The 23,307-nt window shown below is 34.5% G+C and carries 21 protein-coding genes and 1 pseudogene; all 22 read right to left on the bottom strand.

Annotated elements, in window-relative coordinates; translation table 11 throughout:
- On the bottom strand, positions 1 to 1,140 hold the full coding sequence (locus tag ACO6FI_RS07460) for a trans-sulfuration enzyme family protein (RefSeq protein ID WP_274970261.1): 1,140 nt from the start codon (positions 1,138 to 1,140) through the stop codon (positions 1 to 3).
- Positions 1,141 to 1,284: 144 nt separating this feature from the next.
- A complete protein-coding gene (locus tag ACO6FI_RS07455) occupies positions 1,285 to 1,827 on the bottom strand; it encodes an NUDIX domain-containing protein (RefSeq protein WP_274970260.1) in 543 nt (180 codons plus the stop codon).
- Positions 1,815 to 2,135 (bottom strand): hypothetical protein, encoded by a 321-nt coding sequence (locus ACO6FI_RS07450; RefSeq protein ID WP_314610750.1) that lies wholly within the window; start codon positions 2,133 to 2,135, stop codon positions 1,815 to 1,817. Before ACO6FI_RS07450 ends, ACO6FI_RS07455 begins: the two co-directional genes overlap by 13 nt.
- A complete protein-coding gene (locus tag ACO6FI_RS07445) occupies positions 2,129 to 2,773 on the bottom strand; it encodes an HAD-IA family hydrolase (RefSeq protein WP_009444877.1) in 645 nt (214 codons plus the stop codon). The genes ACO6FI_RS07450 and ACO6FI_RS07445 overlap by 7 nt, the downstream gene beginning before the upstream one ends.
- On the bottom strand, positions 2,773 to 4,038 hold the full coding sequence (locus tag ACO6FI_RS07440; RefSeq protein WP_009444878.1) for an HlyC/CorC family transporter: 1,266 nt from the start codon (positions 4,036 to 4,038) through the stop codon (positions 2,773 to 2,775). The genes ACO6FI_RS07445 and ACO6FI_RS07440 overlap by 1 nt, the downstream gene beginning before the upstream one ends.
- Positions 4,039 to 4,051: 13 nt before the next feature.
- The gene (lspA, locus tag ACO6FI_RS07435) at positions 4,052 to 4,531 is read right to left on the bottom strand and encodes a signal peptidase II (RefSeq protein ID WP_009444879.1); all 480 of its coding nucleotides are present in this window, start codon (positions 4,529 to 4,531) and stop codon (positions 4,052 to 4,054) included.
- A gap of 8 nt (positions 4,532 to 4,539) precedes the next feature.
- The gene (clpX, locus tag ACO6FI_RS07430) at positions 4,540 to 5,907 is read right to left on the bottom strand and encodes an ATP-dependent Clp protease ATP-binding subunit ClpX (protein ID WP_009444880.1); all 1,368 of its coding nucleotides are present in this window, start codon (positions 5,905 to 5,907) and stop codon (positions 4,540 to 4,542) included.
- Between the two features lie 143 nt (positions 5,908 to 6,050).
- Positions 6,051 to 6,419 (bottom strand): hypothetical protein, encoded by a 369-nt coding sequence (locus ACO6FI_RS07425; RefSeq protein ID WP_040457861.1) that lies wholly within the window; start codon positions 6,417 to 6,419, stop codon positions 6,051 to 6,053.
- 171 nt (positions 6,420 to 6,590) lie between these two features.
- On the bottom strand, positions 6,591 to 6,959 hold the full coding sequence (locus tag ACO6FI_RS07420) for a hypothetical protein (protein WP_485456793.1): 369 nt from the start codon (positions 6,957 to 6,959) through the stop codon (positions 6,591 to 6,593).
- Between the two features lie 145 nt (positions 6,960 to 7,104).
- Positions 7,105 to 8,097 (bottom strand): hypothetical protein, encoded by a 993-nt coding sequence (locus tag ACO6FI_RS07415; RefSeq protein ID WP_009444883.1) that lies wholly within the window; start codon positions 8,095 to 8,097, stop codon positions 7,105 to 7,107.
- 11 nt (positions 8,098 to 8,108) lie between these two features.
- Positions 8,109 to 13,235, bottom strand: a complete 5,127-nt coding sequence (locus tag ACO6FI_RS07410) for a DUF6531 domain-containing protein (protein WP_485456792.1) — start codon at positions 13,233 to 13,235, stop codon at positions 8,109 to 8,111.
- Positions 13,236 to 13,264: 29 nt separating this feature from the next.
- On the bottom strand, positions 13,265 to 13,810 hold the full coding sequence (locus ACO6FI_RS07405) for a hypothetical protein (protein ID WP_485456791.1): 546 nt from the start codon (positions 13,808 to 13,810) through the stop codon (positions 13,265 to 13,267).
- A gap of 4 nt (positions 13,811 to 13,814) precedes the next feature.
- Positions 13,815 to 14,393 (bottom strand): hypothetical protein, encoded by a 579-nt coding sequence (locus ACO6FI_RS07400; RefSeq protein ID WP_485456790.1) that lies wholly within the window; start codon positions 14,391 to 14,393, stop codon positions 13,815 to 13,817.
- The gene (locus ACO6FI_RS07395; RefSeq protein ID WP_485456789.1) at positions 14,394 to 16,217 is read right to left on the bottom strand and encodes a leucine-rich repeat domain-containing protein; all 1,824 of its coding nucleotides are present in this window, start codon (positions 16,215 to 16,217) and stop codon (positions 14,394 to 14,396) included.
- Positions 16,218 to 16,246: 29 nt separating this feature from the next.
- The gene (locus ACO6FI_RS07390) at positions 16,247 to 17,482 is read right to left on the bottom strand and encodes a DUF4280 domain-containing protein (protein WP_485456828.1); all 1,236 of its coding nucleotides are present in this window, start codon (positions 17,480 to 17,482) and stop codon (positions 16,247 to 16,249) included.
- A 44-nt stretch (positions 17,483 to 17,526) separates the two neighbouring features.
- Positions 17,527 to 17,679 (bottom strand): hypothetical protein, encoded by a 153-nt coding sequence (locus tag ACO6FI_RS07385; RefSeq protein WP_243113968.1) that lies wholly within the window; start codon positions 17,677 to 17,679, stop codon positions 17,527 to 17,529.
- A 47-nt stretch (positions 17,680 to 17,726) separates the two neighbouring features.
- On the bottom strand, positions 17,727 to 18,968 hold the full coding sequence (locus ACO6FI_RS07380; protein ID WP_485456788.1) for a hypothetical protein: 1,242 nt from the start codon (positions 18,966 to 18,968) through the stop codon (positions 17,727 to 17,729).
- A 38-nt stretch (positions 18,969 to 19,006) separates the two neighbouring features.
- The gene (locus ACO6FI_RS07375; protein ID WP_485456787.1) at positions 19,007 to 20,359 is read right to left on the bottom strand and encodes a phage baseplate assembly protein V; all 1,353 of its coding nucleotides are present in this window, start codon (positions 20,357 to 20,359) and stop codon (positions 19,007 to 19,009) included.
- Entirely contained in the window at positions 20,356 to 20,832 is a 477-nt protein-coding gene (locus tag ACO6FI_RS07370; protein ID WP_485456786.1) for a hypothetical protein, read from the bottom strand. Before ACO6FI_RS07370 ends, ACO6FI_RS07375 begins: the two co-directional genes overlap by 4 nt.
- A 46-nt stretch (positions 20,833 to 20,878) precedes the next feature.
- The gene (locus ACO6FI_RS07365; RefSeq protein WP_485456785.1) at positions 20,879 to 21,844 is read right to left on the bottom strand and encodes an FHA domain-containing protein; all 966 of its coding nucleotides are present in this window, start codon (positions 21,842 to 21,844) and stop codon (positions 20,879 to 20,881) included.
- Between the two features lie 19 nt (positions 21,845 to 21,863).
- The gene (locus ACO6FI_RS07360; protein ID WP_485456784.1) at positions 21,864 to 22,640 is read right to left on the bottom strand and encodes a hypothetical protein; all 777 of its coding nucleotides are present in this window, start codon (positions 22,638 to 22,640) and stop codon (positions 21,864 to 21,866) included.
- A 17-nt stretch (positions 22,641 to 22,657) separates the two neighbouring features.
- Positions 22,658 to 23,307, bottom strand: a pseudogene (locus ACO6FI_RS07355) (acetate and sugar kinases/Hsc70/actin family protein); the annotation flags it as partial.

The following is a 23,307-nucleotide window of genomic DNA, read 5'->3' as shown; positions in this document are numbered from 1 at the left end:
CTATGCCAACGCTCTCTCTAAATCTCTTATAAGATCATCGGCATTTTCTATTCCTACCGAAAGTCTAAGGAATTTGTCTGTGATTCCAAGTCTCTCTCTTACTTCCACAGGTACATCCGCATGAGTCTGTATCATCGGGAATGTAATCAAAGACTCCACACCACCAAGACTCTCCGCATACTTTATTATCTCTATCTTTTCAAATGCATCAAGTGCGGTCTTTGCGGTATCTGTAGTAAATGCGATCATTCCGCCGAAACCTCTTGACTGAGCCTTGTTTATCTCATATCCAGGATGGTCAGGAAGTCCGACATAGTATACATTTGTAATCTTTTTATGGTTCTTCAAAAATTCCGCTATCTTTAACGCATTCTCCTGTACTCTGTCCATTCTCACCGCCAGAGTCTTAAGACCTCTAAGCACCAAAAAACTGTCAAAAGGCGAAAGACTCGGTCCTACAGTCTTATACATAAATCTTATCTTTTCCGCAATATCGGCATTTGCACTGCATACAAAACCTGCCAGAGTATCATTGTGACCTGCAATATACTTTGTACCGCTGTGAATAACTATATCCGCACCGAGCTTTAGAGGGTTTTGGAAATAAGGACTTAAAAATGTGTTATCTACTATAAGTAAAAGACCGTGTTCCTTTGCAATCTCTGCCATCTCCTTTATATCTGTGACAAGCATTGTAGGATTGCTTGGAGTTTCTATAAAGATTGCCTTGGTATTCTCATTTATAGCATTAAGTACATTCTCTTTTTTGGTTGTATCCACATATGTGAATGTTCTGCCGCGCTCTATTCCGAGAGTATTAAAGAGTCTTGTACTTCCTCCGTATATATCTTCCTGTGATATTATATTGTCACCTGCATTAAAAAGTTCCAATACCAACAAGCAGGCAGCCATTCCTGTGGATGTAGCGACCGTATCATAAGCACCTTCAAGTGCGGATATACTCTCCTCAAGCTCCGTTCTTGTAGGGTTTGACTGACGTGAGTAGTCATAACCCGTACTCTCTCCTACTCCCGGATGTGAGAAGGTAGCCGTCTGAAATATCGGCACCGTCATCGCTCCGTATGCATGAGCAATTTTATCTTCATTCGGACTGTGTACGCATAATGTTTCAATATTCATAATTCACCTGACTTTTCTAATACTATCTGTTAAAATGTTATACCCTATATACATAAGCCATAACCGTCATCAATAAGCAGTATTTTACAAGTTCTGTATTCCTTGGTCAATAAGATGTTTTCTTGCCCTGGTTATAAATAAAAGCTATACCTGATACTTGTTCTTATAGGCAAGTATAGCAGCCACAGTCTTTGAATCCTTTATTTCTCCCTTATAGATAAGCTCCAACAAGTCATCAAGCTCCCACTCTTCAATATCAATACTCTCATCCTCATCAAGGTCCTGTTCGCCTTTTTTGAGATTTTTGGCTACAAATATGTCTATCTCCTCGTCTCCGAATGCGACCATTGTATCAATCCTTATAAGAAACTCAAGTTCATCAGGCGAATCCACTCTGTAGCCTGTCTCTTCCCTAAGTTCTCTAAAAGCACAAATTCTTCTGGGTTCATCCTTTGCATCCACCTTACCTGCCGGAAGTTCAAGTGTATATCTGTCAAGTGCGTTTCTGTACTGACGCACAAGTAAAATCTTGCCGTTATCAAGTATCGGAACTACCGCAGCCGCACCGTTGTGCTGTATATAGTCCCACACTGCCTTTTTACCGTCAATTACCACATGATCCTTATATACCTTTACTATTGTTCCCTCATATGCAAGCTCTCTGCTCTCTCTTTTTATTGCTCCCATGCTTTCTCCTTACCTGACTTTACAATCTCAGCCACATTGTTTAAAAACGCAATTATATTCTCAATACCTTCATTTGAATATTCAAAATAATGGTCTTTTTTCTTATCATCATCTGTATGGTCAAAACTAAAGGGCTCAGGCCACACTGTCAGTTTCAGCTTGGCCTCGCCCCTCTTATCCTTCGGTGTGAAATTAACTTTTTCAAGCGGGTCTCTGCCCAGCCTGAATCTCAACCCGTCCAGACTTCCTGTGAAATATTGGCCATAATCATAATATCCTATATTTAACAAGTCACCTTTTTTTAACATATAAACATTTCTCTTAAATCTTCAACACTCTTTACAATATAATTTGCCTCTGCAAACTCATCAAGTCCGCCATAGCCGTAGAGTACTCCGATACTCTTTAAACCTGCATTACCTGCACCTACTATATCATGGCTCTTGTCTCCCACCATTATAGCATAAGTCTTGTCCATTATTTTGTTTGTTTCAAGCACATACTCAATTACTGCAGTCTTTGTGGCTCTCTTTGTATTAAAATCTCCGTCTGAACCACCAACAAATGTAAAGTATTTGTCCAGTCCGAAATGCTCTATAACTCTTTTTGCCTCTCTTTCAGGCTTTGAAGTAGCCACATAAAGCTTATACTCTTTTGACAGACTATCAAGCATCTCTTCTATACCGTCATAAAGCTCACATTCAAATATACCTACAGTTCTGTAATAATCGTGAAATACATCAAGCGCTTCTTTATATTGCTTCAGACTGAACCCGTAAAAGTTTGTATAGCTTTCCACCATAGGAGGTCCGACAAACTTTTTCAAATCCTCAAGCTTTTCATTGATGCCGAAATGCTCCAGAGACTTTTGTACTCCCTTTGTGATACCGAGGTCCGATTTCACTATAGTTCCGTCCAAATCAAATAAAATATGTTTTTGCTTCATCACTGCTCCTTAACTACAGGTTGCTTCAGTTTCAGGCAGACCTTTTCTATTCTTGCATGGTCCATCTTCTTTACAGTAAGTACAATATTGTCGAAATTGATTATTTCACCCTCTACAGGTAATCTTCCAAGCTTCTCCATTATAAGTCCGCCTATAGACTCATATTCCTCTGAAGAAAGGCTAAGTCCTATTCTGTCGTTGATATCGTCAAGATTTGTTGAACCGTCTATCAGATATTCCAAATCTGAAACCTTGGTTATACCCTCATCCTCATCGGCATCAAACTCATCCCTTATCTCACCGACTATCTCTTCAAGCATATCCTCCAAAGTGATAAGACCTGCAGTTATACCGTATTCATCAAGCACTATTACTATGTTTGCGCCTGTTTTTCTCATATCCATCATCAGTGCGGATGTCTTTTTGTACTCATAGGTATAAAGCGGCTCTCTTAAAAGCTCCTTCATAACGAAGTTTTCCTTGTCTTCTATAAGAAGAAAATCCTTTACATTCAATATTCCTATGACATTATCCGGAGTCTCCTCATATACAGGTATTCTTGTATATCTTTCTTCTCTGAACACCTGTAATATCTCCTCATAGCTTGACTTTTCATCAACCATCACCATATCCACTCTCGGCACCATGATATCTCCGGCTACGGTATCACCGAAGTCCACCACATTTACAATCATCTTCTTCTCTTCGTTTTCAATGACTCCCTCTTCGTGGCTGTACTCCACCATCGCCCTAAGTTCTTCCTCGGTTACGGCATTATTATCATCACCGTTTTTATTAAATATGGAGATAACAAACTTTGCAACGGTATTTACAATAAAGATTACCGGAGTCAATAAAGTAACCAAAAATGAAATTACCCCTATATAGGCAAGCGCCATTTTCTCCGCATTCTTTGATGCCACATTCTTTGGAGTAATCTCACCGAATACAAGTATGAGAAATGTCAATATACCTGTTGCAATACCCACAAGCTTGCTTCCGAATATCTTCAATGTAAGTGCTGTTGAGATTGAAGACGCTGTAAGGTTTACTATATTGTTTCCTATCAGTATGGCGGAAAGCATCTTATCGGTATTCTCCGTAACCTTAAGTACCTTTGCCGCTCTCTTGTTTCCGTTCTCAGCCAGATTTCTCATTCTCAACTTATTTGAAGTCATAAGGGCTGTTTCAGCAGATGAAAAAAATGCTGAAGCAGACAATAATATAATCACTATTACTAACTGTATTATGTCACTCGTTTCCAAAATTACTCCTATATTATTCTTCAGTAGCTTTAGTATCTACCGGTATTTCTTTTATCTTTTTCTTTGTTCCGAAAGGCATCATCAAGCTTCCGACCAGTATAAAAATATCTCCCAAATTGAATATCACCTTATCAAGACCTTTCACCTTGATACGAATATAGTCAACCACATATCCGCGGGTAAATCTGTCAAATATATTGCTCAACGCACCTGCAATAATAAGACATAGCGACAGCTTTTTTATCTTATTTCCCTTTTTAGGAAGTAAGAATGAAAGAAAACCTACAAGTACCGATGTGATAAGCACAGGAACATACTTTACCGCTTTTTGATTTTCCTTCATCTTACCGAAAGGAAATCCGTTGTTGTGAAATTTATCTATTTCTATCTTCTTTGCAAATGTCCTCGGCAAATCCTTATCATCAAATGAACCCACCGCATACTTTAGTATAAGGTCAAGACAGGACAGTATCGGTATCAAAATAACAGACATAACCCCTCCTATGCATTCCTGAATACTATGTTCGGAGCGCCCTTATGTTCCAGATAATCTCTTGTAATTATAACCCTGCCGATATTCTTATCCTTAGGTATTTCATACATTATATCAAGCATAAACTCTTCTATAATAGAGCGAAGCGCCCTTGCCCCGGTATCCTTTTTCATAGCCTGCTGTGCAATATAGTCCATTGCGTCATCATCAAATACAAGCTCCACTTCATCAAGCTCCAAAAGCCTTTTGTACTGCTTTAAGATAGCATTCTTAGGCTCGGTAAGTATCTTTTTGAATGCCTCTTTATCAAGCTTTGAAAGTGTACATACCACCGGGAGTCTGCCTATAAACTCCGGAATCATACCGAACTTTCTGATATCCTCATTAGTCACCTTTGAATAGAGGTCCGCTTCATTATCATACTTATCCTTAAGATCTGAATTAAAGCCTACACTTGTATTCTTTTGTAATCTTTCCTTTATAATATCGTCAATTGCCGGGAATGCACCTCCACAGATAAAGAGTATATTATCGGTATTTACAGTCTCCATCGGTGCAAGGACATTTTTTTGATTGGTACCTACAGGTACCTCCACCTTGCTGCCCTCAAGCAGCTTCAAAAGTTCCTGTTGTACACTCTCACCGCTAACATCTCTGGTATTGGTATTTTTCTTTTTTGCAATCTTATCTATCTCATCTATGAATACTATGCCGCATTCCGCTCTCTCCACATCGTTACCTGCAGAAAGCAAAAGCTTTGATATTACGCTTTCTATATCATCTCCGATATATCCCGCCTCTGTAAGTGATGTCGCATCCGCTATTGCAAGCGGTACATTGAGAAGTTTTGCAAGTGTCTTTACAAGGTATGTCTTTCCGCTTCCTGTAGGTCCTATCATAAGGATATTTGACTTTTCAATCCTTGTTCCTTCCTTATCCTTATCAAGGAATATCCTCTTATAGTGATTATAAACAGCAACCGAAATGACCTTCTTTGCCTGCTCCTGCCCTATAACATATTCATCAAGCATCTCTTTTATCTTATGCGGCGCAGGTACATCCTTCATCGTAAACAGCGGCTCTGTCCTCTTTTCATCTCTTTTCTTTACTCTGGCTCTTTCAGGTATTGGATTTACATTCATATTCGGGATATTTAAGCTGCTCAGATCAATATTTTTAATATCATCCATATTCATCTTCCCTGAAAGCTTACTTATATCCATACTCTGCATTGAATTAAATGTCTTTTGTATGCAGTCCGGACAGATATCTATTCCTCCCGGCATTGATATCATGGTTCCTGTCTTTGACTCAGGCCTCCTGCACATATAACATATTTTTTCATATTTATTATCATCTTTTTTATTTTCTTCCATATTTCCATTCCTATTTTTAAAACAGTTTTATGTCATTCTACCACAAATAAAAAAAATGTGCCATATAGGGACAATGGCACAACTTGCTGTTTGAAAGCCTGTTATTGCTGTAGCTTCTTGCTTTTACCGAATTCTAATTGGGTTTATCTGCTCTTACCACTTATAAAATCTTTTATTCTTCTTTTTAAAATTATTACACCAAGAATAACCATTCCAGATAAATATATTCGTATATACAAATCAATTAATATTTTATATAAGGATACTGCATTTAAGAAGTATGATATCCACACTAATATAAATGCGACACTTTCAGTAATTATTATTATATATATTAGCCAATATACTTTTTCATTCCTTGGCCACAAAAAAAATAACATGTTTGTATACTTATTAAGCTTTATTTTTTTCTTATGTTTATCTATATCAGTTTTATCTGTTCCCCAACAGACACCATACAGTAATATATACAATGCAAAAGTCCCTAATAATAAAGTCAATATATCAGGCATAAATTTCTCCTATTCTGTAAAGCATTTTCCAACTTTGGTAGATCTATTTATCTTTTAAATTTCTTACTGTTCTTTCACTCCTTATTGCATTGTTCCACCGGCAAACCCAAACACTGCTCCTATCACTTCCACATACTCTCTCCATAGCTGAACCAATATACTAAAATATATTTATCTGTTTTTACTCATAATATAATCTTTTACTCTTTTTATCAAAATCTTTATTACAAGTATCGTATCAAATATTGAACATATTCCTACATATATATTTAAAAATTTTCTGAAAATATTTATATCACCTAGGAAATAAAGAACCCAGATCACAATAAAAAGTATACTTTCACTTATAATTATAATATATACCAACCAATATAATTTTTCATTCCTATTCCATAGAAAAAACAATTTTTCAGTATATTTATTAAGTTTTATCTTTTTTTCATGTTTTTCTATTTCTCTCTTATCTACTACAAAGCAAAAAATATACTGCATTATATAACATAAAAATGTAGTCAAAATTACAATAGTTAAACTTGGCATTCTTGTCTCCTCCCAAGATAGTCTTAAGCCCATCTTCTCCATAGCCTATCTGTTTTTCATATTCTTTAAAACCTATCCTGTTTCCCAAACCGTCATAGCTGTAGCTTCTTGCTTTTCCTGATTTTGAGTAACTTAAGCTTCCTCTCTACCAATCAATTCCATAAAACCTATCTCCTTTCTCCCACCTATTTAAATTCACTTTGTTCCCGGTTTTAGTATCCACTATAAAGAAATTCATCCTATAGTAATCACTCCAGAAAAATGGAATATCCCCAACTGTGTAAAATAGATATCTTCCATCCGATGACAGCTTAAGGTATAACATATGTTGCCAAATCAAATATTGACTACTAATATAATTATTTTTATCTGTTTCTAGGTTATACATATAGATTTTAGGTTCACTATAATACACAATCTTAGTCATATCATCCGACATATCAATAAAAGCATTTTCATCAGTACCATCAACTAACACAATCTCATCATCTTTATCAATTGTCTTTTTTATAATAATTCCTGTTTCAGTTTTATTTTCTACAAATGGCTTCTCTGTTTCCAAAAATAAAGTTTCCGGTTCTTTTTTTAGAAAGTAGTTATGTCCTGTAGAATCTGTATTATTTAATATTCGTATATTCCACTTTCCTTCTTCTTCTCTTATATAGCAAATGACTGTTGAATAGTAACCCCAAAAAAATGTATATCCATCTTTATAGTATTTTGGCATACGAAGTTGCGTAACTCCGGGACCATCATATTCAATTTCTTTCAGGTTAACCTCTTTAACACATTTATTTAAATCTTTAAGGGATATAATTGGCCTCAATGTATAATCTTCCATATCAAGTTCTGCCAACCCCTGAAATCTGTCTTCCCATATCACACCTATAATCTTTTCATAATCATCACTATAAGACAATTCCTGAAATATATAGTCTGAAATTCGTTCATATTTTCTATTCTTGATATTATATTTAAAGGTTCCTCTGTCTCCATTTTTAAACCGCACTGAAAATACTATTGGTGGCTGATCTACTATTCCTTTTACCATCTGATAGCCGACATATCCCTTATACATATAAAACATACACAAAATGCCTATTAAAATAGCACATGCTTTTATTATCGTCCTTCTCATAACATTTTCTCCTAATCAGATGTAATGCATCTCTTATTACCTGAGACAAAATAAAGTTGAGGATGTAATCTATTCCAAATATCATATAAATCACCATATTGTGCATTTACATACTTAACTTTTCTTCCTATGTTCATCTGCCTAACATTATAGTCATATATCCAATTCGGTGCTACACGATCTCCCGTTTCCAAGATTATTCCTCCTGCCTGAATCCACCTTCTTGCATTTTGATCACAATTATTTGTTAATAATTTATAATCATTTTCATCAATCCCTATTCCATTGGTTTTTAAGATAGTATCCCTTGCTGCATCTGCCATTGCTTTTCCGGATTCATCTGTTATTGGAAAATATATTGCTCTATTGTACTTGTCGCCTTCTTTACCTTCTCTGGTGTTAACATTAAATTCATAATTTTCTTTTTTCTTGTTTAATATTTCTTTTAAATCTATACCATACGCATAATTTACATTAGCATCATTATATCCCCTAAAAATAGTTAAAGGACTATGAATATCACCCACAAAACTATATAAATCTCCTGTATCGTCACTTCTAAGCAGCATCATTGCAGCATGTCCAAAGCCATTAGCACCTGATTCGATATTTAAATAAAATACTCCCACATAAGGTGAACCATTTTCATTTTGTAAAATGTCATCCTCAGCATGTTCCCTTGCAGTTTTTCCGTTATAATCAATTAATGCCAATGGATTCCCAAAACAATACCCATACTGATTCAGGCTAAATGGCTGCTCTATATTTCCCTTTATCCAGTCCTCTCCTGCAAATCTGCCAACTCCTGCCACATACTCTCTTGCCTGGGCAAAGTATGTATCGGCTACATTATCATATCTGTATCCTGTATAGCCGAATGGCTGCACATGTCCCTGTGTGTAATAGGTATCTTCTCCGAATTCGTCATAACCGTATATAGCTTGACTTTCTCCTCCCTGCTCAAAAAGGCGAATTGTACTTCCAAGCTCATCCTGTAGATATGTAAACTCTTTTTCTCCTTCTTCCATATATGCAACATTAAAGTCCCATACATAGCTTTGTATTGCCTGAACGCCTTTTTTTATGGTTTTATTTTGCAAAAGGTTATGATATGCCCTCGTTCTGTCAAGTACATATTCTTCACAGTGTATCGGTTCTTTTTGTGATAAGTCAAGTTCACATATATCTATAGATTTACTCTCTCCATAACCTCCTCTTTCAAATTCATACTCTTTTATTCCTATCCTGTTTCCAAGCCCGTCATAGCTATAGCTTCTTGCTTTTCCTGATTTTGAGTAACTTAAGCCAAGCCTACCTGTGATATCATATTCGTAGGCTCTTACTCTCTTCCCTCTATCTGTTATGCCGATAAGATTTCCTCTTTTATCGTATTCGTATGTCTTATTTCCCTGTAATCCTCCCTCTTTTATAAGTCTGTCAAGAGCATCATAAGTATATCTTATATCTAAATCATTAGACCTTTTTAGTGATTCCCTGTTTCCATAGGCATCATAGGTATACTTACTTACAAGTCTGTCTCCTCTTTTTACTTCTATAAGTCTGCTTAGGGCATCATAACTGTAATAAAAGGTAGCTGAATCATTCCATAGTTTATGTATGATCTTTTCTTTATTATCATTTTCCTTTATTCCATTTGGGTTTACATCCCTATGTCTTACAATCTTTGTTTTATTCCCTAAAGGGTCATAATCATAGGCATACTCTTCAAGCTTTACATTCTTCTTTAAATGAGAAAGTTTGCTTAAGAGTCCTCTTTCATTATATTCATAGATACTGCTTACTTCATCAGACATATCTTTTCTGATAAGTCTTCCATCTTTATCATAAGTATAATCCACTCTTTTATTTCCTGAGGTAAGGCTTGTCATTCTTAAATATTTATCATATTCATATGACACACTACTTCCGTCAGGGTATAATGTCTTTAATCTCTCACCATACTTTCCATATCTATAACTTACTTCATCTCCGCTATAATCCACTACCTTTGTGGTTCTGCCAAACTTATCACTCTCTATATTTATAGTACCGAGTGCATCCTTTACCTGCCTTAACTCTCTTAGGCTGTTGTAGGTGTACTCCACACTTTTCCCGTCATTATATATAATACTTTTGATATCTCCGGCTTCCGTGTAGGAATAGGCTGTATTATAACCTTCTCTGTCTTTCTTTCCTGTCACTCTTCCTAAGAGATCATATGAAAATATTTCTTCATATCCAAGTGTATTTGTAACAGACACTATATTTCCCATAAGATCTCTTTTGTATCTTGTAACCCTTGGAATGTTTTCTGCATCTATATGTTCTTTTAGAGAAGTATTTACTGATTCAACACTTGATATAAGTTCTTTATCACCCTTATGCCTATATACGGTAATAAGCCTTCCTACCTTATCATATCCGTATTCAGTTCTGTTTCCCATAGCATCCAAAACTGATGTAAGCTTCCCTCCAAGGGAATAACTGTATTTTGTCACATGTCCCATGGTATCCGTTTCTTTTATTACATTTCCCATGGCATCATATTCAAAACTTTGTTTTTGTGAAAAGTTATTCTTTACCTCTATAAGTCTGTTCAGCTTGTCATAGGTAAATAAAACATAATCTCCCTTTTCATTCTCCCTTTTTACTACATTCAAATTTTTATCATATGTAAATATTTCATATCTTTTATCAGGATATGTTTTTCTTTGTAGAAGACCACCTTTATAGTAATCGTAAAGAGTTTCAAATTCCCCCGACTTTATCTTTTTTATTTTTCCAAGTTCATTGTATTCATATTCTCTTGTAAAACCGTACACATCTGTTTCAAGTATTATCCTTCCCAAAATATCATACTTTATTTTATGTGTTCCAAGATTATTTGTTATATTCAGGCTATGTTTTCCATACTCATACTCGGTTTTCTCTCCGGATTTGTCCCTGTAGGATATAAGCCTGTTTATTTCATCATATGAGTACTCTTCCATATTTCCCAAAGGATCAATTATCTTTATCAGCTTTCCGTTTGCATCATAGTGATACTTATACTCCCCCTTATTTTGTAAAGTCTTTTTTTCTACCAGATTTATTGCATTATAAGCATACTCTACCTCTCCTCCGTCAGGATATACTTCCTTTATAAGATTTTGGCAAAGATCATACTCCATCCTAAAGCTCTCGCCGTCAGGCAGGGTAAAGTCATTTATGTTATTTAGCTCATTATAGTTTATCTTTGTTATACCACCTCTAAAGTCTTCAAATAAAGACAGCTTCCCGTTCTCTGTATAGTTATATCTACAGGTGTTTCCTAAAGCATCCTTTACAGCGGTCAATAAGTCTCTCTCATCATAGGAAAACCCTGTTTTATTACCTTCTCCGTCAATGCTTGCAATCACACGATTAAGGTTATCATACTCATAAGTAGTTACTTTACCGTTTTCTTCTTCGATACCTGATATATTCCCTCTGTTATCATAGTAAACTTTTCTTTTGGAATTGTCAGGCAAAGTTATTATAAGGCTTTCTGTGTTGCCCTCTTTGCTGTAATCAAACTTTGTGCTTTCTCCTAAAGTATTTTTACTTTCTATGATTCTTCCTTTATGATCATAGAAATACTTTTCAATCTCTTCACCGTTTATATAATGAACTGCTGCATTCCCTTCACTGTCATAATCTATACTTTCACTTTGATTATCAGGGAAAGTAACCTTTGTAAGTTTTCCTTCCTTATCATACTCATAGGATGTTATATTTCCTTTTTTATCCTTATATGAGGTCAACAGATTTCTTGTATCATAAGTAAAGCTTTCCGACTCACCTGCGTACTCACTTTCTATATTTCTGAAATTCTCATCATGTATATGTACTTCTGCATTTCCATTCTGATTTATGACAAAGGTCTTACTTTCCTCACTGTTGTACTCATATCTTATTATTCCTCCGTCGGCAAATTTTTGTATCTTTACCCTGTTTTCACCGTCGTAAAGGTTTTCAAGTACATAGATTCCCCTTGGATTTTTTATCTTTTCCAAAAGTTCATCTTTATAGTAATAGCTGTATGTAAGTTTTCCCTCATGGTATACTTTCCCAAGCTGATTTCCTTCATACCTGTACTCTACTTTTCTTCCGGTATGATCTTTTATCTCACTTAATTTTCCGAAGTCATTGTAATAAAGGGCTATTTTGCTTCCACTTTTTTCAGATACTTCTATCAGTCTGCCTTTTGCATCATAAGAAAGATAGACCTCCTCACCATCCTTTCTTTCTATACGCAAAAGCTTCCCGGCTTTATCAAAAAGGTATATAAGTCCGCTTTCAGCATTGTAAATAAATCCTGTTTGCGTTTTCTTTAAACGATTGAAATCATCAAAAACAGAATGTATTCTTTCTTCTTCATCCACAAAGTATGCTTCATCCTGTCCGTCGGATAAATGTAATATATATCCGTTTTCTTCTTGACTTATAGATATTTCATAGCTGTGTCTCCAACCCTTTCCAAGTACTCCCGTTCTTTTTTCACTGCTGTTATAAGACCTTATAAAACCTATCGGAAATTTTGAACGGAGCATAATATCTTCTTTACTATATGTAAAGTTTCCGGTATTTGCATTTACCGGATCTCCCGTCATGGCACATAATGCACCCCTTGCACCCTTTAAAAAATCTTCCATACTGTTGTTTTTCATAAGATCTTTTAAAAGTTCATTCCATGAGGCAAAGGCCGGACCGTTCTTTTCAAGCATCTTTGAAATGATTTTATAGATTTCTTCCTTTAGCTGTACATCACTAAGTTCTAAAGCTGCCGGCACTGCATTATTTCTTACACGGTTTAACACACCTGTATAAACCGCACCATAACTTCCATCCTGATTTTTGATTATCTTTACTCCTGCACAGGCTGCCAAACTTCCCATAAGTTTTAACATAAGCTTGTCTTTCTCACTTGGCACTCCTGCCATGACAGGCATTGCACCAAGCATCATTGGAAGCAGTCTTTCAAAGTCCTTTGACATATCCTTATAAGGCTCTTTTAATTCTTCATATGTCTTTGATTTTTTCCCCTTAAGCAATACTTTATCGGCTGATATATTTACATCACTTTTTAACTTTATGGAACTTCCCTTTACTCTCTTCATTAGACACTCCTTCCTTTTTAATGTTTTATTCACTTTGTGTTTAAATTTATCTGTTTTAATTCTCCCATATACTCACCAATAAGAATTATTGACTCTTTAGGTATATCTTCAAAAACATCAGTATCAAACACCCTTTCCAAGGCTTTTTTCCAAAGAATTGAAATGATATCTTCATATCCCTTTAAAACAAACCTTATCCCTTCTTCTATCTCCGTCTCACTTAATAAATGTTTTCCTATACCCTCCATCATTCCTTCACGAATTTTACAGGAATCTTTTTTCATAAAATCCGGAATCCAATACCTGATACCTAAAGGTTTATCTATATACAAGCCCTCATCTGAGGCATATAGCATAAATTTATAGCTTTTTGTATAAAGACTCGTATTAAGAAAAAATAATATAAGATACTTAAGCTTATATATCCGCTTTTCCTCTATCACATTTGACAGTATGTTTTTTATTTCTTCAGATAAATCCTGTATATTATAATCTTTATACTCCCGAATTTTTTCGCTGATCCATCTGTATCTGAAACTTTTAAAATATTCCTTTTTTTGCTTTTCCCTATTCATTTGTCTACTTTCTTACCGGTATTATATTTTGAAGTATGTCATTCACAGCTTTTTTCCATGTCCATGCCAATGTCTCCCTACAATTAAACATAACCTGTACTGTTTCTCTACCTATTTTTCCCAAACCTGTTTTATGATATATTCTCTCATCTATTCCTGGTATAATAAAATCAAAGCAATACATTTTTACACAGCAGTCATTATCAAATTCATCGTATTCCAAAAACTTTATACCGTTATGTGCTTTTGCAAGAAGATTTCTAAAATCGGTTACCAAAGTTTTTATTTCCATATCTTCACCGACTTTAAGAAGGCTAATGCTTAGATTTACATCTCCGGCAAGGTTTGTTTTTATTATCTCAGGTCTAAAATTTGTAGGATATTTTATTTCTTTTATTTCATCCGGCATATCTATAAAAGATTCAGGAATATATATACTTAACAAGTCATCAAAGTACTGTTCTTTGCTAAAAGTTTCAAGTCTGCCTTCTATATAGTACCCCGTATCCAAAGACATAGCTTCAGCTTCGGAGTTCCTTACTTTTAGAGGGATAATTTGCTTATCATAATAATTTTCTGCCATTTAATCTATGTATCTCACTTTCACATTCTCATAAAAATCAATCTTCTCCGCTATTTCTTTGCTAACAAAGACTTCTTTTACATTACCTGATCCTAAGAGTATACTTTCACCTATATCATCCACCGACTTAGGTATATACACTCTCTTTAAATTTCTGCAATCTATAAGGCACAGCTTAGAAATATATATCAGCCCGTCCGGAAACTCTACATCTTCTAATCTATAGCAATGACCTAGAGCGGACTCTCCAATCATTTTCAGTTCTTTTGAAAAAACTATTTCTCTTATCTTGGATTGAGAGAATGCTTTATTTGCTATACTGATTGTTCCGTCTTTTATGATAACCTTTCCTCTTTTTTTATCTACAAGTTCTATAAGATGATTCCCTATATATTTGCAACTATACTCATCCTCTTTTATGCTATTATAGTACTTTGTGTCATAAAAAGAATTTCCGATATAGATCGGTTCCCCCTCAAACTCTACATCTTCTAAGTTTATACACAAACTAAATGCACCATCATCTAGTTGCTTTACATTCTTTGGGATAACAGTCTTTTTTATCAAAGTACAACCTTTAAATGCTTCTTTACCGATATATTCAAGTCCCTGAGGCAGTTCTATATGCTGAAATTTCTCACAATTTTCAAAAGTATTATTATATATATGAGTGATATGCTCAGGTATTGATATATTTTCCAAACTTTTACAATTGGAAAATGCTGCTGAACCGATATATCTCACAGTTTCCGGTATTGCTATATTATAAAGGTTACTACACCCTGAAAAAGCATACGCTCCTATACTCTTTAATCTATCTGATAAAATAACTCTTTTTAATTCATCATGTCCCATAAATGCACCGCCTGCAATTACAGTAATCTCGGTTGGAACCAAAACATCTTCCATATTGTAAGTTGCTTGAAATAATATATGTTTATAATATTTTAATCCCTCTGAATCTACAGGAAGTTTTTTATACCATTCCGTACCTTCAAAACAATATGCTCCTACTCGGCTGATACTGTCAGGTATATTTATTTCACTAAGTTTAGTACATTCTCCAAAAGTATTATACCCAAGTTCCTCAACAGAATCACTTAAGTATATTGATGAGAGGCTTGTGCATCCATTAAATGTTGCATCATCTATATATTTTAAATTATTTGGTAATTCCACTTCTCTCAAAGCTTTACAACCGGAAAACACATAGCCTTCTATATGACTTAAAGTATCCGGAAGTTTTACGACCTCCAAATTTTCACATCCCATAAATGCACCCATTTCAATATCTGTAATATTTTGTGGGAACTCTATATTATTTAAGTTTTTACATTCATAAAATGTCATCTCTTTTATCTTTTTAAGTGATTGTGGCAATGATATTTCTTTTAAATTAGTACATCCGCTAAATGCTGATTCACCAATATATTCTACACTTTCAGGAATTCTTATTACTTCCAAACTTATACACCCATTAAATGCATCTCTGTCTATTTGTTCCAAGCTTTCCGGTAAATTTATCTCTTTTAAGTTTTTACAACCTATAAACGCTCTTCGATGTATTATTTTTACACTTTCCGGAATATATACTTTCTCTATACACTCACAACCTGAAAAAGCATCCTCCATAATTTCCGTTGTACCTTCAGGTATGTATACAGTCAAGTTTCTTATATTTTTATCTACTAACCCGGCTTTATATTCAATAACTTTATTATCCCTTAAAACTAAATGCCATCTAAAGTTTAAAGCTATATATAATATAAAAACAGCAATTATTCCAACTATAATTATCGCAAAAATTTTATATTTTGATTTCATATATACATCCCTCAATACATCATGTACCTTCATTGCTCGATACTACCCTGATTAATTATCACATCATCTACATTTTTTTTACCTTCTTGTAATTCATTCATTATTCCCAGTCTTTCATACATTTGTATTTCACCCCATAAATACTTTTCTCCTAATGCAGTATTACCGTCAGTCCACGCTGATACAACTATTCTTTTATCTACACCATCACCTCTAATTGTGGCTAAATGGCTATCTTTTTCATGTATAATCAGCTTTATATATTTGCTATCAATATTAATCAAAAGCTGTTCACATAATATATGCATCTCAGATGAATCTAAAATATTTGCCAAAAAATCCACTATACTAACAGCTATTCCTACTTTATCATTTATAGCTCCTACTGTAATTATACCAGCTGTCTTTAATGCTCCTTTAATAATGTTTTCAGTCCTACCCTTTACCTCTTTTCTAAATTCAATGTCCAATAATGAATAATATAACATATTAATATATGCTTGATCTAAGTATATTATATACTGTTTCATAATAGAAAAGCCTAGATTTTTAGTAGACCAATCTTTACATTTAGGTGATAGTGTCCATTTTGCCATTCCTATATTATTGGAGATCATTTTATCCTGATTCCCAATCAACTTGCATGCAAACCCATCCCTTCCCGGGCAATCGACTTCAAAATAATAATCTTTGCCTCCATAAAGAATTATATCTATCCAATAGAACCAATAGTGTGAATCGGATACATATCCATAACTATCTTTATTAATTTGAAGTACATCATCAGGAAATTTCATTTCTTTATTTCCTGCATGACTTTTTATCTCATATGCACCTATATACTTGGTCTTTCCCCAACTTTTTTCATAAACAAATATACTTCCGGGGCTATTACCACTCTTAATATCATAAAATTCTATACCGAAGTTATATAAACCTGAATTCTTAACCTTTACATGACCTATAAAGTCTTTTCTGTCACTTTTTCGTCTCCAATTTTTCTTTTCATCTTCAACTATTTCTACAGCATCTTTTATTTTTACATTATCGTAGCTTGGTGAAGTTTGCCCTGATGTCTTAAATGAAACTAAACCACCCTTATTACATGTAGCTAAAGAGTCCTCCGTAACCGCATCACTTTCCTCACCAACTGCAGTGTCAAATATTTTCATGTTTGAATTGTCAGTAGCCCACCACTTTCCAAGCTCCGGCTTACATTCACAAGGTTTACTCCTGTTTTTATTGCACATTCCAAAGCCTTTTATATTATCAGTAGTACTGTCATTTTCTGTGATTAAAGGCCTTCCATCTAAGTGTGCACTCCATGATCATCTTTCAAGTTTAATACACATGTTTTGCTTCCATAGCTACAGGAAACCTCTGCACCTCTTACCACATATTCATATCCTCCATATCCCTTCATTTCCTGATGCTCATACATTTTCTGTATACCGTCCGCCACTTTGCACCTCGTTCTTCGGATTTGTACTCCATTACTGCTACAAAATTTTACTTGCTTATATACACTATCTCTTCTTTACTGTTTAGTCTTATATTTCTTGCCTTTATTGTCAGTTTATCAGCTGCACTTATGTTCACATCTCCACTGCCTGTAAGCTTGAATCTTCTGTCATTCATGGTAAGTATATCATCTGCAATGAAGCTTATTCCCTCATTTGAGAAATTAAGACTTTTCTCTCCCACTTCCAATTGCTTTTTATTTTCATCACTACCTTTACTGCCGAAGGTTCGTACTACATACATATCTCCTGTATCCATACCTGCTATATAAAGTTGTGCTTTTTCTCCTTCATCAGGTACCGCATATAATACATTTCCGGTCTCAGGATACCAATCAAATCCATACTCCGGCTCTTTTTTTTCGATATCAAGTCTTAAATATACTTTTCCATCCTTATACCTCTTGATTTTCCCCATAAGACTCAAACCTATCATATTTTCATTTTCAAGCGGATATATCATATCTTCTATACATGATCTTTCAACCCCTTGATAATTAAATATCAACTCTCCCTTTGTAAACTCCACCTCTTTTTTATATAAAGTTAAAATCTTATTATCTAACGCTATGTTATCACCTATATCATAAGAGTTATATGTTCTTAGCCTATACTCTATTCGGCTTGTATCCTCATTTTTCCTGATCAGATCTCTACTCTCACTTATAATACCTCCCGGCTCAATCATATTCCCTGTATGTATTCCCATATGAATATGTGGCTTATCATATTCCATACTTGGATAGATAAATGTTTTTATGCAGGATGCCATTCTAACTGCAAAGTCCCAGGCACTCTCCTTATAGCAAAGCACAGGACTTTTAATTTCCTTATCCTTTATATTGTATTTACTGATGTCTCCTGAGTATCTTCTAGCCACTTCACGGGCAAGGTCACCATAAGTTTTTTCTATATTTTGAAATAATTCTGTATGTTCTTTATTATCTAATTTTTTACTGTATGAATATGCCTTAAGTTCAAAATAATGTACATCTGCTGATGAATGAATACTTATTTCTTCTACAAATCCTCGAAATACAGTATTTCCTTTGTATTTTATATGAATATCCATATCCTTTTTGTCTGTAAGAATTGTTTCCCCAAGGTTTTTCTCAAGCACTCCGCTAATATTACAGACGGTATGCATGTTCGGAACAGTTTTTATAACAAAGTTTTCAACCAGATAAATAGGTATTGCTATTTCTATTTCTAAATTTTCTATAATCAGCATAAAAAATCCCTTTCCGCTCACATCAAAAGCATATTTTTTCAGCTTATATGAATACCTTCACCACTCACAGTTATTCCGTCTTTTAATATTATTTGTGTATCATCTTGCAAAAGCATAATCCTTTTACCTGCCACCATGGATATATTTGAATCCTCACTGCTTATCTCAACAGTGTCCTTTGCTTTTATCAAAATACTTCCACTGCTTACTATCTTGACTCCTGTACTGTCATTCAGTTCAATATAATCTCCTGAATCACTTTTTATAGTTATACCTTCCGGTGTCAGTCTTATTTCTTTTCCGTACTTATTTCTCCAAATCTTATTTTCAGGATCGGTTCTTATTCCGTCTCCCTCATTTTCATGTACTGCACTGCAAACATAGGCATTTTCTTCATTTTCTGTAGGAAAATACAGTCTTACGCTGTCTCCCACTTCCGGCATACAATACCAACCTGCTCCGTCACTTGACGAATATACAGTGGAAAAATCAAACCATCTTCCCACTTCTTCGTCATTATTTTCTATATCATCTATTGCTATTTTGACCTTTTCTTTTTCTACATTTGTAACTTTAGCGTAAAGTGATGCTCCTATTATTTTCAAATCATACTTGCTTTCTTTTTTTACTATATAGTCTATATCCTGTGTTAAATAATATGTATGGTAAAGTTCACTTCCCTCTGTTTTAGATACAATTTTTACTATGCGGTAGTCCCTTCTGTTAAAGCTTACTCTGTCCCCTAAACAATGAATTTCTCTTGTTTTAACTTCATAAACTGTATATTCTTTATTTACAACAACACGCACATCCTGTGAAGTTAAAACTTTGGTCTCTCTTTTGGGCATACCGAAAAAATACTTGACCCCTTTACTCTGATAATCTGCCATTATTACTGTATTCTTTAAAGTTGCAATCCTTTTTATGAAATTCCAGTCATTCTCTCTATATTGAACCAAAAAATCAGAAACTTTACCATTTCCTTCTTCTCCAATTATATAATATGACTCTTCATAGCCTTCTTTTAAGGTATTAAGTATATCGGTATATTCTCCACTATGTTTAGAAAATCCTCTTGTATGTACTTTTTCTTCCATTAAAGAGCTTCCTGTGATTAATTCCAATTCAACAATGAAACTTCCACTTTCTTTAAAGAAGCATATTCTTTCTACTAATCCATAAAATATCGTACTCTCTTTATCTGTTTCATCAATGGCATTAACCCTTACCCATCTTGTATTTTTGGCAGTGTTAATATACTCTTCTTCTCTTCTTTCTTCTATTATGGCTCTTATTATTGCTCTGCCATGCTTGCCTACTTCATGTTTTGCTTCATAGCTTATTACTGCAAGTACATCAAAAATATCAAGCTTTATAAGGTTTTCTCTCATACACTCTCCTCCACTTCAACAAACTCTATCCCCTTAACATCTCTTCTTATTAAACTTTCTGCAAAATCAAGATTTACAATAAAACTTATCTTTTCATCCTCTTCCCTGACTGCTCTAAATAAATTATTGAAATCAGCATTTAACAAGTTTTGTGTATAAAGTAAATAGTAGTTTTTCATTTTCCCACTATCTTTATCTATCAAAATAACCCTTTTTGTAAAATTTTCTATATCAAAAAGGAGCAATACCTCTCTAAACCTTTCTGAAATAAGAGGATATACATTCATCATCAAATCAGGGAATATAAAATCCTTTGTTTTTTCTATTTCAAGAACAAACTCTCTTGGCATTTCATAAAATCTTTCATTAAGAGCATCTATATTCCTTGGAATATTCTCCGCTGTATATATTCGTATCCCCCTTGCATTTTCAAAGTTTTCTTTTATATAAAAATATGGCAAATTCCCTTTCATAGCTTCTCCATAATTACTCTTTTTTATATTTATTGTTCCATGTTCTCTACCACTGATGATATTCTTTTGCAAAGTCAAAGTAGAAAAACTTACTCTTACCAATCTCCAAGATGTCTCCTTCTTTTAAATCTTTTGATGTATATGTTGCCGCTTCATTTAGCCTTACAAATCCCATGGACTCTTCTCCAAGGAGTGTTCCCCGCAAATTTCTTTCATCATATGCTATAACAGCATGTTTTTTATCCCTTATCTCTTCATCTCCAAGAACTTGTATGCTCATTGTATCATGACTGCCTATATAGTTTTTTCCCTCTGTAATATTATAAGAGCGTCCCTGACGCTTCCCCTCTATACATACAAGCCATGCATAAATCGGCTTTTCTTCATCCATGGAAAGGTTTTTACCAAGCCTTTTGTCCCTGTATTTTTCTTCTTCTGTAAGCTTTTCCTTTTTTAGTTTCCTATATCTTTTCTCTTTTTGAGTTAACCTTTCTTTATCTTCATTATCTGTATCTTCATATTCGAAGTCATTTAAATACTTCTTACATTCAGTCAGGAAATCCACATATATGAACTTGCTGTCACCTATTTCCAAAATATCTTTATTTTTAAGAACATACTTGTTATAAACAGGTTTATTATCCATATATACAATACCGTCCGCTCTTGCAGGAATCAAATTAGCTTCCTTGGTCTCTTTGTCAAAAAATATTAAGGTAAACTTACCAAGCATCTTCTCATCCCCTAAAACCTGTATCTCATTATCCCTGTCAGTCCCTATAAAGTTTTCTCCGAAGCTTATTACATAACTCTTCCCTCTTCTTGCACCCTCTATACATACAAGCCATGCACATACCGGTCTCTCTTCCTTTAGGGAAAGTCCACATTCTTTCCTTAAACTTACATAAACTTTTTCAGGAGTGTCCAGATCAAAGCCGCAGTGTGGGCATATTGTTCCATACCTTGTTTTTGAAAACCTGTGTCCGTAAGGGCAGTCCATTATGTTTGACATCTTCTCCTCCTAATTGCTACTACTCCACCAAAATCTTCTTTGGGCTAAATCCTGTAGTCCTATGTCCGTCCGGACCTTTTGCACTGTTTAATATATCCAAAAGTCCGGTATAAATTTCTTTATTGCTTAGGTGAGCTCCCTTTAGCTTCCCTTCCTTAACTGCAATATAGTTTTCTATAATACTTCTTTCTATTCCTTCCATACTGTTTATGACCATATAGCAAAAGATTCTGTCAGTTTCTTCACATTTTTTTGTATTAAGGTATTCTTTAGCATATGCTTTTAATACATCTATATTAAATGACTTCTCACCGTAACCTGCATAATCTGCATTCATCAGATGTATAGTGTCATACTCGGATCTCATATCGGCAAAGTCAATATAAGTATCCCTTAATATAAACCCCGACTTGAGCAAAAAGTCACAAAGTAAAATCTCTCCATCACTACTTTCTTTCTCTTCAGACAGAAAAGCCTCTATTTCACTTATTATAAAGTCTTTATCCCTTACCTCTTTACACTTTAACTTTAAATACTCCCTTTGCTCGGTATTGGTGTATGCTACTTTTATTTCTTTATGTATCTGATACACCTCACCTTTCAGTTTTACAAGTCCCTTTCCGATGATAATATGTTTATTCTCATGGTCTGAGCTTAATCTTAATCCTCTTATAACTCCGTCTGTATATCCGTCATAAAGAATTGAGAGCAGATCTCTTGGGTAGTCTCTTATTATTTCAAGTGCTTCTTTTTTTAAGATCCTTCCGGTCTCAAACAAAGGGTATCTGTTTTCCATCAGCTTCTCCTTTACATTTAGTGTTCTCCATCAAAAAAGTCACAAATCCATTCATCGGTTTCAAACTTATACTCCTGACCCTCTCCTGCATATAATATATCTTTCAACCTATATACCGGTACTATCTGAAATCCCCATTTTTTATAGTCTACAAAGGCAAATATCTTAAGTTCTCCATTTTGTATATCATCCGTATCTTCCTGCTTAATATATCCGCTATATCTTCCTGCAAGCTCCATTCTGTCGGTCTCTCTTGCCTCATCTTTTTTGAAATGGAAAAGATACTCGAATCGTACATTTTCAGAAGCATCATACAAATACATTCTAAGCAATATATCTTCAAGGCTTCTAAGTAAACTTCCGGTCATCTTGTTGCTTTCAAAACCGTCAATAAGGACCTCTTGTCTGCCTGAGTATGACAATGCTTTTATCTTATAAGGAATCAGAGCCTCCTCATCTCTTATATCAAATCCCGCATATCCGGTTCTTTTATCATAAAGATACCTCATAAGTCCGTCCACACAGGCAAGTTTTAACTCTTCCTTTTTAACACTCCCACCGCTTTGCATCATATTGCCGGGTACAAATTCTTTTAAGGCATCTCTAAATAACCCTATCTTACAGGATTGCCCTGTAAGCCTTATCATATCAAAGTTATAAAGTTCTC

It is taken from the genome of Lachnoanaerobaculum sp. (assembly GCF_057250505.1).
Note: the sequence above shows the minus strand (reverse complement) of the source record. Positions and strands in the feature narration are given on the sequence as shown.

What these genes read in the sequence shown, in the direction of transcription:
- ACO6FI_RS07460 (WP_274970261.1), bottom strand. Translation starts at nt 1,140, where the DNA reads ATGAATATTGAAACATTATGCGTACACAGTCCGAATGAAGATAAAATT.
- ACO6FI_RS07455 (WP_274970260.1), bottom strand. Translation starts at nt 1,827, where the DNA reads ATGGGAGCAATAAAAAGAGAGAGCAGAGAGCTTGCATATGAGGGAACA.
- ACO6FI_RS07450 (WP_314610750.1), bottom strand. Translation starts at nt 2,135, where the DNA reads ATGTTAAAAAAAGGTGACTTGTTAAATATAGGATATTATGATTATGGC.
- ACO6FI_RS07445 (WP_009444877.1), bottom strand. Translation starts at nt 2,773, where the DNA reads ATGAAGCAAAAACATATTTTATTTGATTTGGACGGAACTATAGTGAAA.
- lspA (WP_009444879.1), bottom strand. Translation starts at nt 4,531, where the DNA reads ATGTCTGTTATTTTGATACCGATACTGTCCTGTCTTGACCTTATACTA.
- clpX (WP_009444880.1), bottom strand. Translation starts at nt 5,907, where the DNA reads ATGGAAGAAAATAAAAAAGATGATAATAAATATGAAAAAATATGTTAT.
- ACO6FI_RS07425 (WP_040457861.1), bottom strand. Translation starts at nt 6,419, where the DNA reads ATGCCTGATATATTGACTTTATTATTAGGGACTTTTGCATTGTATATA.
- ACO6FI_RS07420 (WP_485456793.1), bottom strand. Translation starts at nt 6,959, where the DNA reads ATGCCAAGTTTAACTATTGTAATTTTGACTACATTTTTATGTTATATA.
- ACO6FI_RS07415 (WP_009444883.1), bottom strand. Translation starts at nt 8,097, where the DNA reads ATGAGAAGGACGATAATAAAAGCATGTGCTATTTTAATAGGCATTTTG.
- ACO6FI_RS07410 (WP_485456792.1), bottom strand. Translation starts at nt 13,235, where the DNA reads ATGAAGAGAGTAAAGGGAAGTTCCATAAAGTTAAAAAGTGATGTAAAT.
- ACO6FI_RS07405 (WP_485456791.1), bottom strand. Translation starts at nt 13,810, where the DNA reads ATGAATAGGGAAAAGCAAAAAAAGGAATATTTTAAAAGTTTCAGATAC.
- ACO6FI_RS07400 (WP_485456790.1), bottom strand. Translation starts at nt 14,393, where the DNA reads ATGGCAGAAAATTATTATGATAAGCAAATTATCCCTCTAAAAGTAAGG.
- ACO6FI_RS07395 (WP_485456789.1), bottom strand. Translation starts at nt 16,217, where the DNA reads ATGAAATCAAAATATAAAATTTTTGCGATAATTATAGTTGGAATAATT.
- ACO6FI_RS07380 (WP_485456788.1), bottom strand. Translation starts at nt 18,968, where the DNA reads ATGCTGATTATAGAAAATTTAGAAATAGAAATAGCAATACCTATTTAT.
- ACO6FI_RS07375 (WP_485456787.1), bottom strand. Translation starts at nt 20,359, where the DNA reads ATGAGAGAAAACCTTATAAAGCTTGATATTTTTGATGTACTTGCAGTA.
- ACO6FI_RS07370 (WP_485456786.1), bottom strand. Translation starts at nt 20,832, where the DNA reads ATGAAAGGGAATTTGCCATATTTTTATATAAAAGAAAACTTTGAAAAT.
- ACO6FI_RS07365 (WP_485456785.1), bottom strand. Translation starts at nt 21,844, where the DNA reads ATGTCAAACATAATGGACTGCCCTTACGGACACAGGTTTTCAAAAACA.
- ACO6FI_RS07360 (WP_485456784.1), bottom strand. Translation starts at nt 22,640, where the DNA reads ATGGAAAACAGATACCCTTTGTTTGAGACCGGAAGGATCTTAAAAAAA.